This is a genomic window from Pseudomonas sp. MDT2-39-1, from assembly GCF_054898085.1.
Genome location: NZ_CM142716.1, coordinates 3,813,099 through 3,824,098, shown reverse-complemented (window position 1 = coordinate 3,824,098; position 11,000 = coordinate 3,813,099). Strand labels below are relative to the sequence as shown.

At 60.5% G+C, this 11,000-nt stretch carries 9 protein-coding genes; 5 read left to right on the top strand and 4 right to left on the bottom strand.

What is annotated here, in order from left to right; genetic code table 11:
• Positions 1–39: 39 nt before the first annotated feature.
• A complete protein-coding gene (gene motB, locus ACYZTM_RS18055) occupies positions 40–1,068 on the bottom strand; it encodes a flagellar motor protein MotB (protein WP_461983842.1) in 1,029 nt (342 codons plus the stop codon).
• A gap of 3 nt (positions 1,069–1,071) precedes the next feature.
• A complete protein-coding gene (gene motA, locus ACYZTM_RS18050) occupies positions 1,072–1,923 on the bottom strand; it encodes a flagellar motor stator protein MotA (protein ID WP_131058799.1) in 852 nt (283 codons plus the stop codon).
• A gap of 166 nt (positions 1,924–2,089) precedes the next feature.
• On the opposite strand from motA, the gene ACYZTM_RS18045 reads away from it, so the two are divergent.
• The 3 genes from ACYZTM_RS18045 to asd are packed head-to-tail and all read left to right on the top strand — an operon-like array spanning position 2,090 to position 5,366.
• On the top strand, positions 2,090–3,628 hold the full coding sequence (locus tag ACYZTM_RS18045; protein ID WP_461983840.1) for an HDOD domain-containing protein: 1,539 nt from the start codon (positions 2,090–2,092) through the stop codon (positions 3,626–3,628).
• Positions 3,629–3,671: 43 nt separating this feature from the next.
• Positions 3,672–4,487, top strand: coding sequence for a rhodanese-like domain-containing protein (locus tag ACYZTM_RS18040; protein WP_131058797.1), 816 nt, complete (start codon positions 3,672–3,674; stop codon positions 4,485–4,487).
• Between the two features lie 18 nt (positions 4,488–4,505).
• Positions 4,506–5,366, top strand: a complete 861-nt coding sequence (gene asd / locus ACYZTM_RS18035; protein WP_131058796.1) for an archaetidylserine decarboxylase — start codon at positions 4,506–4,508, stop codon at positions 5,364–5,366.
• A 57-nt stretch (positions 5,367–5,423) separates the two neighbouring features.
• On the opposite strand, the gene ACYZTM_RS18030 is transcribed toward asd, so the two are convergent.
• On the bottom strand, positions 5,424–5,825 hold the full coding sequence (locus tag ACYZTM_RS18030; protein ID WP_131058795.1) for a lectin OAA family protein: 402 nt from the start codon (positions 5,823–5,825) through the stop codon (positions 5,424–5,426).
• A gap of 196 nt (positions 5,826–6,021) precedes the next feature.
• On the opposite strand from ACYZTM_RS18030, the gene ACYZTM_RS18025 reads away from it, so the two are divergent.
• Positions 6,022–7,800: a molecular chaperone gene (locus ACYZTM_RS18025; RefSeq protein ID WP_461983837.1), complete on the top strand. Its 1,779-nt coding sequence runs from the start codon at positions 6,022–6,024 to the stop codon at positions 7,798–7,800.
• 145 nt (positions 7,801–7,945) lie between these two features.
• Here ACYZTM_RS18025 and serB read toward each other — a convergent pair whose 3' ends face one another.
• Entirely contained in the window at positions 7,946–9,160 is a 1,215-nt protein-coding gene (serB, locus tag ACYZTM_RS18020) for a phosphoserine phosphatase SerB (RefSeq protein ID WP_131058793.1), read from the bottom strand.
• 135 nt (positions 9,161–9,295) lie between these two features.
• Here serB and ACYZTM_RS18015 point away from each other — a divergent pair, with 135 nt between their 5' ends.
• Positions 9,296–10,828 (top strand): AhpA/YtjB family protein, encoded by a 1,533-nt coding sequence (locus tag ACYZTM_RS18015; protein WP_131058792.1) that lies wholly within the window; start codon positions 9,296–9,298, stop codon positions 10,826–10,828.
• Positions 10,829–11,000: the final 172 nt, after the last annotated feature.

Sequence of the window (11,000 nt, the reverse complement as noted above, 5' to 3'; positions counted from 1 at the left end):
GCACAAAAAAGCCGACATCGCTGTCGGCTTTTTTGTGGGTTACTGCTTCGGTGGCTCACCCGGTTTCGGTGCCGGGCTGTCGAAGAGGTTCAAGCGCTCGCGAAGTTCGTGTGCCGGCAACGGTTCTTTATCCGCCGGCAACGCGTTCGGGTCGGCCGGTGTGGCGGGCACTTCGCCCGGGCCACCCTGCCCTTGCGTCGGCTCTGGAGCCGGTTCCGCACCTTGCGAACCTTCGATGGCGCGCTGGGCTTTCTTGGTCAGCACCACGATGTCGATACGGCGATTGACCGGATTGAACGGGTTCTCGCGATCGAACAACGCCGACGAGGCATAACCGACGACCCGCGCCACCTGCGCATCCGGATAGCTGCCGGCGATCAGCGCACGACGCGCAGCGTTGGCACGGTTGGCCGAGAGCTCCCAGTTACCAAAGTCACCGGTGCCCGTGTACGGTTTGGCATCGGTGTGGCCGCTGATGCTGATCTTGTTCGGCACCGCTTTGATGGTGTCGGCCATGGCCAGCAGGATGTCTTCGAAGTACGGCTTCAGACGAGCACTGCCGGAGTCGAACATCGGCCGGTTTTCGGCGTCCACGATCTGGATGCGCAAACCGTCCGGCGTGATCTCGAACAGGATCTGGTCTTTAAATTTCTTGAGTTGCGGGTTCTCTTCGACTTTGTTCTGCAGTTCTTGCAGCAACAGCTCGAGACGCTCCTTCTCGACCTGCTCGGCCATGCCTTCAACCTGCTCGGTGTCGATAGTCACCTTGTCTGGCTGCGGCTGAGATTTCACCTCGGGGTTGAGGGTGTTCTCCGGCGCCAGGGTCGGCGAGCCGCCCAAGTCAATGATGTACGGCGTGCCGCTTTCGGTAAAGCCGACCGGGTCCTTGAAGTAACCGGCGATGGCGATCTTCTGTTCCGGTGTTGCGGTGGACAGCAGCCACAGCACCAGGAAGAACGCCATCATCGCCGTCGCGAAGTCCGCGAAGGCGATTTTCCAGGCGCCCCCGTGATGCCCGCCGGCGATGCGCTTGACGCGCTTGATGATTATCGGCTGGTTATTTTCCATGACTTAGCGACCGCGAACCGCTTGTTCCAGCTCAGCAAAGCTAGGACGGTGCGCCGGGTACAGCACCTTGCGGCCGAACTCTACCGCCAGCGACGGCGGCATGCCGGAAGCAGAAGCGACCAGCGAGGCCTTGATGGCTTCGTAGACGTTCAGTTCTTCCTTGGCATCGTGGGCCAGGGAAGTGGCCAATGGGCCGAAGAAGCCGTATGCCGCGAGAATACCGAAGAAGGTACCGACGAGTGCCGCGCCCACGTGCAGACCGATTGAGGCCTGGTCGCCCTCACCCAGGGAAGCCATGGTCACCACGATACCGAGTACCGCCGCGACGATACCGAAACCGGGCATGGCGTCGGCAATACCATTCACCGCGTGGGACGGATGCTCGAGGTCTTCCTTGAGGCTGTAAAGTTCCATGTCGAACAGGCCTTCAAGCTCATGGGGAGCCATGTTGCCGGAGGACATGATGCGCAGGTAATCGCAGATGAACGCGGTCATGCGTTCATCTTTGAGCACGACCGGGTACTTGGCAAAAATCGGGCTCGCAGCGGCATCTTCGATGTCGCCTTCGATGGCCATCATGCCTTCGCGGCGGCTCTTGTTGAGGATCTCGTAGACCAGGCCCAGCACTTCCAGATAGAACGTGTGGCTGAAGCGCGAACTGAACATGCCCAAGGATTTCTTGAGCACGTGCATCGTCATGTAACCGGGGTTGGCCTGCAGGAATGCGCCAAGGGCCGCGCCACCGATAATCATCACCTCAAAAGGCTGGATGAGGGCGGCAATTTTGCCGTGGGAAAGCACGTATCCGCCGAGCACGCTCGCGAATACGACGATGATGCCGATAATTTTAGCCATAGGTAGGAGAGCACTTACTGAGTCGGGTTCAAGGTCATATTCGGAAGTTAAAAAATCTCTTCTTCTACTTATCGGCAAAACTGCGCCAGACTATAGCCAGTTCAGGCGAAAAGCCAATTTGGCCCGCTCCGGGCATAGGTAATGCAGACGATGATCGCGTCCAACCATGGCTAACGAAACGAACGTTCCAATTCCAAAACCGACCACTCTCGAAGGCTGGGTCAAGCTGCTCGATGGCGTGCGCCTGCCCGTTCCGCAAGCCAGTCACGACCGTGTCTGCAAGGCCCTCGCCGATAACCGCAGTTCACTTCGCGACATTGCCGAACTGTTGCAAGACAGCCCGGCCCTGGCCTTGAGCGTGATTCGCGAAGCCAATCGCCACACCCACGGCAGCATGACCGAACCGGCTGAAAACCTTGAGGTGGCCATCAATCGCCTCGGGTTGAAACGCACCGAAGAATTGCTCGCCCGGTTGCCAGCCGAACCCCAATCACACATACCAGTGGCGTTGCGTCAGTTGCAGTTGATCAGCCAGCATGCGACCCAACAGGCCAACGGCTTTTTCGCCGGTCGCCTAGCGCGGCTCTGGCAGGACATCCACTGGGGCAGCCTGCTGTTTCTCTCGCCGCTGTGGCCGATGGCGTTGACTCATCCGCAGTTGCTCGAAGAGTGGGAGCTGCGGGTCATTTATAAAGGCGAGTCAGCGCGCAAAGTCGAAAAGCAATTGTTCGGCGTTCGCCTGCTGGACATCTGTCAGGCACTGGTGGACATCTGGCGTCTGCCGATCTGGGTGCAGCAAGGTTATCGACTGCTACTCAACGAGCAGCGAGAACTGGTCAAAGTCCTGCGCATCGCCCGCGACAGCGAGCACCCTTTGCGCCAGCAAAACCGTCTCGATGACGATCCGACCCTGCGTCGCTGGCTCAATCAGCCGGCCAATACCGTGCTGCTGGCCAATGGTCTGGCCCTGTCGGCGCAACAAGCCTGGGACAGTCCGCACAGCGAGCGCTGGCAATACCTGACCAGCCTTTACCTGCAAATGCCGATGAACGACGTGCAGCAGCAATTGCATCAACAGGCCGTCAACAGCGCGCACCAGCACGCCATGCCGGACCTCTGGCACCCCGCTATATCGCTGATCTGGCCATCGGGCGTGAATCGCATTCACGCAGGTTTGCTGCCGGCGCCAGCGCCGACCACCGAAGACCTGATGGCGTGGCGTAAACAATGTGCCGAATTGCTGGTCGAGCCGAGCCGCTTCACCAATGCGATGCACTTGACCACCTCTGCCCGGGACGCGCTGGTCGCGTGCGGCATGCGTCGAGTGATGATTTTGATGGCCGACCGCACCCACGCCAATTTGCGTGCGCATCAAACGGCCGGGCTGGAGAAAGAAGCGGCAGGCCTGAACCTGGCGGTCAGCCAGAGCACCGTGCTGCAGCGTCTGCTCTCGCAACAGGCCCAAGTGCGATTAACCCCGGCCAACAACGCCCAGTTCACGGCCCTGTTACCTGCCAACCTGCGCGCGCAATTTCGCGGCGAACATTTGCTGCTGCGCTCACTGGTCAATAATGGCCGGGTGATCATGGTCGTTGTAGCGGATCAGGGCGGCGGGCCATTTTCGGAAATCACCGTGCAAGCTTTCGGTAAAACCGCGCAGTGCATTGAAAAGGCACTCCATAGCTTTAGCCAGCGCGGTCAATGAATGCTGCGCTACAATCCTCCCCTTTGTGCTCTGGAGACCTCACATGTCTGACTTCTCTGGCTTGGCGCTGGTCATCGAGCCGAGCGACTTGCTCCCGCGTCTCGAGTCCCGCGAACTGATTCTGGTGGACCTGACCAGCAGCGCCCGCTATGCCGAAGGGCATATTCCCGGCGCGCGCTTTGTCGACCCCAAACGAACGCAACTCGGTCAGGCACCTGCGCCGGGGCTGATGCCGCCGCAAGCGGCGCTCGAAGCGTTGTTCGGTGAGCTGGGACACAACCCCGATGCGGTCTACGTGGTGTACGACGACGAAGGTGGCGGTTGGGCCGGGCGCTTTATCTGGCTGCTCGATGTCATCGGCCACCGCAATTACCACTATATAGACGGTGGCCTGACGGCGTGGCTGGCAGAAGGCATGCCCATGTCGATCCAGATCCCGGCCCACGTTGGCGGCCCGGTTGCGCTGACCCTGCACGACGAACCCACCGCCACCCGCGAGTACCTGCAAAGCCGTCTCGGCGCCGCCGACCTGGCGGTATGGGACGCGCGCGGCCCGCTGGAGTATTCCGGCGAGAAGGTCCTGGCAGCCAAGGCCGGGCACATTCCCGGCGCGGTGAATTTCGAATGGACGGCCGGCATGGATAAGTCGCGCAACTTGCGCATCCGCACGGACATGCCGCAGATTCTCGACCAACTCGGCATCACCAAAGACAAAGAAATCATCACCCACTGCCAGACTCACCATCGCTCTGGCTTCACTTATCTGGTGGCCAAATCCCTCGGTTATCCGCGGGTCAAAGGCTACGCCGGCTCCTGGGGCGAATGGGGCAACCACCCCGATACGCCCGTAGAGATTTAAGGTTTTTAAGGACAGTTAATGAATAAGCGTTTGTTTATCCTCAGCCAATACCTGCTGCCTCACCACTTGCTCTCGCGACTGGCCGGCTGCATTGCCGAATGCCGCGTGCGCTGGTTCAAGAACGCCTTTACCGCCTGGTTCGCCAAGCGTTATCAGGTGGACATGTCCCAGGCGCTGGTCGAAGACCTGACGGCTTACGAGCACTTCAACGCATTCTTCACCCGAGCACTGAAAGACGGCGCTCGCCCGCTCGATGAAACTCCGGGCGCGATCCTCAGCCCGGCCGACGGTGCGGTCAGCCAACTCGGCCCGATCGAACACGGTCGCGTGTTCCAGGCCAAGGGGCACAGCTTCAGCGTGCTGGAATTGCTGGGCGGTGATGCCGCGAATGCTGCGCCGTTCATGGGTGGCGATTTCGCGACGATTTACCTGTCGCCGAAAGACTACCACCGCGTGCACATGCCTCTGGCTGGCACCCTGCGCGAGATGGTCTACATCCCGGGCCGGATTTTCTCGGTCAACCAGACCACCGCCGAAAACGTGCCGGAACTGTTTGCCCGCAACGAGCGTGTGGCGTGCATTTTCGACACCGAGCGCGGGCCGATGGCCGTGGTGCTGGTGGGCGCGATGATCGTGGCCTCGATTGAAACCGTGTGGGCCGGGCTGGTGACGCCGCCGAAACGCGAGCTGAAAACCTTCCGTTACGACGAAGCCGCCCGTGCGCCGATCCATCTGGAAAAAGGTGCGGAACTGGGTCGCTTCAAGCTGGGTTCGACCGCTGTCGTGCTGTTCGGGCCGGATCAAGTGAAATGGGCTGAAGAGTTGGCGGCCGGTTCTCCGGTACAGATGGGCCAGGGCATGGGCCTGCCAAACGCCTGATTTGGCTGATCCGCCCCGTCGAACGTCTTCGAAGGGGCGGACATTTCGGTAGCGCCGTTACTCTATCTGTCCACGAAAGCCGATCGGCCCCTCGTTGGCGTAGGTATTGGTGCCACTGAGGTTTTTCCCTCCGTCATTGGAGGTGAAGCTCAACGCCACAACGTTCTGATTATCACGGCCGCCGATGACCCACTTGCCACCCGGATGCCATGGAGCGTCGTTGCCGCCCCACTGATTTTCCACGTTGTACTGGTTCTGGCCCGTGCGTTGAGCCTTGAAGCCAATGGGACCTTCACCCGCGTAAGTCATGGTGCCGGTGAAGCTCTTCCCGCCATCGCCCGATTTGATCTCGATCGCGACCACGTTCTGGTTATCCCGCGCGCCTAACACCCAGTCTCCGCCCGGATGCCAGGGTGCCGAACTGCCGCCCCATTGATTTGCCACTACGTATTTAGACATGAACCTCATCTCCTTGAAGTTACAAGAGACCTGCCCTGCGTAGGCAGCAGGCCGTACGACTGTGCGTATCCAGTCGCACGTGTGTCAGATTAGTAGTACACCCGAGCAGCACTCGGCTGACAGACAAACGGTAGACATCCGTAGGTGCTACAGTCAGGTCATTCACGCCCATTTCCCGGTTGGAGTTTTCCACGGCATGAATGAGACCAGTCCCCACCTGCTGCTACGTGCACCGATCCCGACGCAACTGCGCCTGTCGTTCTGTGAACCGACGCCACGCGACCTCAAGCGCTGGATCGCCAACCTGCCCAAAGCCAACATCGGCGAAACCGCCCGCTTGCTCTATCAAGGCTTGAGCGAACTCAACCAACTGCTCACCCCCAGCGACAATCGCCTGCAACTGCTCGAACTGTTGCGCCCCGAGGTGTATTACGTCTGCAAACACCTGGAACGGCATTTCCTGCATCAAGCGATTGTGCTCGACGAGCGTTCGCGCAAGATCGCCAACCTTTGCCAGGCACTGCAAAGTCACCTGGCGATTGGCTACAAACAGATCGTCGTGCGCATCACCCCGCGCTTCAGCAAGGATCGAGCCCCTCTGCTGACCCAGGCGCTGCAGCGGGCGATCCATTGCCTGAACGGCCCGCTGATTCGCTCTACTCAGTTGTATTGCCCGGTGCCGGAAGGCCTGTGGCTGGAGCTGCATCAGCTGTATCGGATCGCCTGCGCACACAAACTCCAGCATCTGAGCCTGCGCGATGAACTGGCCAGCCAGACGAAAACCCTGAGCATCGAACAGACTTACGTGACGGCCCTGCTGCTGGGCGCTTCCCGCTGCAATCAACTGCGCCAGAATCAGATTGCACGGCTCGCCGAGGTGCTGGAGCCCTGGAGCCAATGGATCAAGTTGCAATCCGGCCAACCTGCTGACGGATTGTTTGCCGTCGCGCCGGACCTCGACACCGGTCCGCGCTACCGTTCGAAGTTCAGGGCCGAGCAGCAGGCCGGTTTGCTGGGGATTGATCCGCAGCCACTGGTCGCCGCCATCGAAGCGCATTTGCAAGGCAATATCGGCACTCCGCCGCTGCCGGTACCGACCGGGCTCAGCCTGGATACACTGCAACACCTGCACGCCGCGTGGGGCCAGGCTGCCGAGCGCAGTTTTCAACGCACCGCTGGCCAAGGCACGCTGACCCTGTGCGTGGGCATGAGCGCGCTGCACTTCTATCTGGGCGGGCAACGTTCGTTCAGCGATATTCTGAAAAACCCCGGCACCCGCCTAGCGCAGTTTTCGGCAACGTCCCCGGCAGGCCGGGAGAGCGACCAATGGGGCCAGGCGTTCGACACCGCTCCCCACGGCAGCGCCGATGCCTTGCTGCCCTACGAAGAGATTGAATACCCGCAACTTCAGAACAACGACGGCCACGAGGCGGCTGATAGCAATCGGCATTTTCCGACATACGCCCTGCCGGTCATCAATCACAGCCCCGGCGGCTATTGCCTTGCATGGCCTGGCGCAGTGCCGGCCGAGCTACAAGCTGGTGAAATGGTCGGAATCGAGGACTCCGCCAATCAGGGCTGGAGTATTGCAGTGGTGCGCTGGATTCGTCAGGTACGTGGCGGTGGTACGCAAATGGGGATCGAACAGGTCGCGCCTTACGCCGAGCCGTGCGGGCTGCAACTGGTGCGAACGCGGGACGACCACAGTCAATATTTGCGTGGCCTGTTGCTGCCGGAAATCAGCGCCATCGACCTGCCCGCTACGTTGCTCGCACCGCGCCTGCCCTTTCAGGAAGGCAGCAAAGTGCTGATCAACACCAACGGCCAGGAGCGCCGCGCCGGGCTGGATCGACGGGTGGCGAGTACCAACAGTTTTAATCAGTTTGCTTATCGCTCGCTGGAGGCGGCCAGAAACGACAACGCCGCAGTGAGCGGCGTTGAGGAGGATTTTGATTCGTTGTGGAAGTTGCTTTGAGGGTGAATCTGTAAGACCGTGGCGCCCCTTTCGCGGGCAAGCCTCGCTCCTACAGGTTCTGCGTCGTTCGCGCGATAGGTGTACGACACCAAACCTGTAGGAGCGAGGCTTGCCCGCGAAGAGGCTAGTTTAGTCAATACAAGACTCAGAGCTGCCCGTCACGATCCCGGAAGCCCAGCAGATACAGCACGCCATCCAGCCCAAGGGTGGAAATCGCCTGTTTGGCCGACTGTTTCACCAGCGGTTTGGCGCGGAACGCCACGCCCAGACCGGCAATCGCCAGCATCGGCAAATCGTTGGCACCGTCGCCGACCGCGATGGTCTGTTCCAGACGCAAGCCTTCCTTATGCGCCAGTTCTTTCAGCAGATCCGCCTTGCGCTGTGCATCAACAATCGGCTCGACCGCCACGCCGGTAACCTTGCCGTCGACCACTTCCAGTTCGTTGGCAAACACGTAGTCGATGCCCAACTTGGCCTGTAGTTGCTTGGCGAAGTAGGTGAAGCCGCCCGACAGGATCGCCGTTTTGTAGCCCAGACGCTTGAGTTCGGCGAACAGGGTTTCGGCGCCTTCGGTCAGACGCAATGAAGCACCGATCGAGTCCAGCACACTGACGTCCAGCCCCTTGAGCAAGGCCAGGCGTTCCTTGAAGCTCGCGCGGAAATCCAGTTCACCGGCCATCGCTCGCTCGGTGATTTCAGACACTTGGTCGCCCACGCCCGCTGCCTTGGCCAGTTCGTCGATGACTTCGGCCTCGATCAGCGTTGAGTCCATGTCAAACACCGCCAGGCGGCGGTTACGGCGGAACAGCGAATCTTCCTGGAAGGCGATGTCGACGTTCAGTTCCTGGGCGACGCTGAGGAACTCGGCCCGCAGCGCCTGCGGATCAGCCGCTTCGCCACGCACGGAAAACTCGATGCAGCCCTTGCCTTTGTCGGCCGGGGTGTCCAGCGGCATACGCCCGGACAAGCGATCGATGTGATCGATGTTCAGGCCATATTTGGCGGTGATCGAACTCACGGCCTGCAATTGCCCGGCGGTCACTTTGCGGGTCAACAGCGTCACGATGTGGCGTTTTTTACCCTGGTTACCGACCCACTGCTGGTAATCCTGTTCGGATACCGGCGTGAAACGCACCTGCTGATCGAGCTCGTAACCCTTGAACAGGATGTCCTTGAGCACCGACTTGCCTTGCTCGGTATCAGGAATTTCAACCAGGATGCCGAACGACAGGGTGTCGTGGATCACCGCCTGACCGATGTCGAGAATGTTCACACCACCCTGGGCCAGAACGCCGGTAATGGCCGCAGTCAGACCCGGACGGTCGACTCCCGTGATGTTTATCAGGACGATTTCGCGCAAGGCGCACCCCCGCAAGTGGAAAAAAACCGCATTCTACCCACTTTCAGTGACCATCGGGCACCGTCAGCGCTTTGCCGGTCTAGGGCCTGTCGCTATACTGCGCGTCAACTTCACGGACAAAAGAGCCGAGCTCAAGTGAACCGGCCCACGCCAGTAAAAACCGATAACTTCTTTCTGCTGATCTTCCGTGCACTGCGCCATCGCCGTGTACCGATTGCATTGCGCATCGCCAGCCATAACGTGATCCTGGTCGCTCTGGCCCTGGTGATCTACGCCTGCGTGATGGGTTTGCAGTTCAAGCAGGCCATGCACGAGCAGGCCGATGCGCTGGGCGAAAGCCTGACCACGCAGACCGCCACCTCCGCCACGGAGCTGTTGGTGTCCAACGACATCCTCAGCCTCAACGTGCTGCTCAACAACCTGACCAAAAACAAGTTGGTGGCCCACGCCGCCATCTATAGCGTGGATAACCGCATCCTCGCCGAAGCCGGTCAGCGTCCCAAGCACAGCCTGTTGGGCGAAGCCGAAGGCATGTACCAGAGCAAAATCACGTTCCAGGACGTGACGGCCGGGCAACTGCGCATCAGCCTGGACATGGATCAGTTCCAGCAGCCGATGACCATCAGCCTGCAAAGCATGGGCATTTTGAGTGCGATTCTGCTGGCCCTGTCCCTGGCCTTGAGCCTGCGCCTGGGTCGGCATATCTCCACGCCGCTGCTGCAACTGCGCGTGTGGCTGCGCAATATCGACGAATACACTCCGGCCACCGAGCGCCAGGATGAGATCGGCGACCTGGCCCGCCAGCTGCACGCCAATTTCGCGCCGGAGCCGGCCGAACCGGAACCTGTGCCCGAGCCGGAATACGACGAAAGCGAATACGAAGACGCCGACGATAAAGAGCCGACCTTCGAAGTGCGCAACCTGCGTGATCCGAGCTTTGACGAAACCAAGCCTGTGGCCGGCCTCAAGCCTGCGCTGCGGCGCAGTGTCAGCACCGTTGAAGACGACGATGACGATGATGCGTTTGCCGATTTGCGTGATGAATCGGCCGACGCTGCGCCTAAACCGGTAGCAAAACAGGTGATCTCGAACGTGCCACAGCACAGCGCGGTGCTGGCCGTGCAACTGGGCGCTCAGGATCAACTGCGTCGTCTGCCCCGAGCGCGCCTGGAAGAACTGCTGAAACGCTATCGCGATTGCCTCGACCAGGCCGCGTCGCTCTATGAGGGCGAACTGCATAGCCTCAACGATGGCAGCACGCTGATGGTGTTCCACACCGAAGACAGCGGCGACGACTACCTGACCAACGCGATCTGCTGTGGTGAGCTGTTGCGTGCGCTGGGCCATCAATTGCAGATCGAAGTCGCGGACAGCGGCATCACCCTGCAATTGCAGTTGGGCCTGACACTGGGGGACGAGTTGTTCGGTATGAGCCAGATCGACCTGCTGCTGACCGAAGCCGCTCAGGACGCCCTGGCCTTGTCGCAACACAGCCGCAACCTGCTGCTGGTGGAGCGCAAGATCAGTGACGACGCGCTGATCCGCCAGCGTGCGCGGATCCGGCCGATTGCCAGCCCTGAGGGTGCTTGCTGTGTTGAGCGGTTGATGGAGCCTTATCCGTCGATGCTTGAGCGGCAACTGGCGCGGATGCATGAGCGTCGGGCCTAAATCTTAGCCCCGCAATAACGAAGCCCGCAGATGAGTGATTGTCTGCGGGCTTTTTGTTGCCTGGCCTGACGCCTTCGCGGGCAAGCCTCGCTCCTACAGGTCCTGCGTCGTTCGCGCGATAGGTGTACGACACAAAACCTGTAGGAGCGAGGCTTGCCCGCGAAGACGTCGG

Bases quoted from the DNA above. Each gene is read 5' to 3' on its own strand.
- motA (WP_131058799.1), bottom strand. From the start codon at position 1,923: ATGGCTAAAATTATCGGCATCATCGTCGTATTCGCGAGCGTGCTCGGC.
- ACYZTM_RS18030 (WP_131058795.1), bottom strand. From the start codon at position 5,825: ATGTCTAAATACGTAGTGGCAAATCAATGGGGCGGCAGTTCGGCACCC.
- ACYZTM_RS18045 (WP_461983840.1), top strand. From the start codon at position 2,090: ATGGCTAACGAAACGAACGTTCCAATTCCAAAACCGACCACTCTCGAA.
- ACYZTM_RS18025 (WP_461983837.1), top strand. From the start codon at position 6,022: ATGAATGAGACCAGTCCCCACCTGCTGCTACGTGCACCGATCCCGACG.
- motB (WP_461983842.1), bottom strand. From the start codon at position 1,068: ATGGAAAATAACCAGCCGATAATCATCAAGCGCGTCAAGCGCATCGCC.
- asd (WP_131058796.1), top strand. From the start codon at position 4,506: ATGAATAAGCGTTTGTTTATCCTCAGCCAATACCTGCTGCCTCACCAC.
- ACYZTM_RS18040 (WP_131058797.1), top strand. From the start codon at position 3,672: ATGTCTGACTTCTCTGGCTTGGCGCTGGTCATCGAGCCGAGCGACTTG.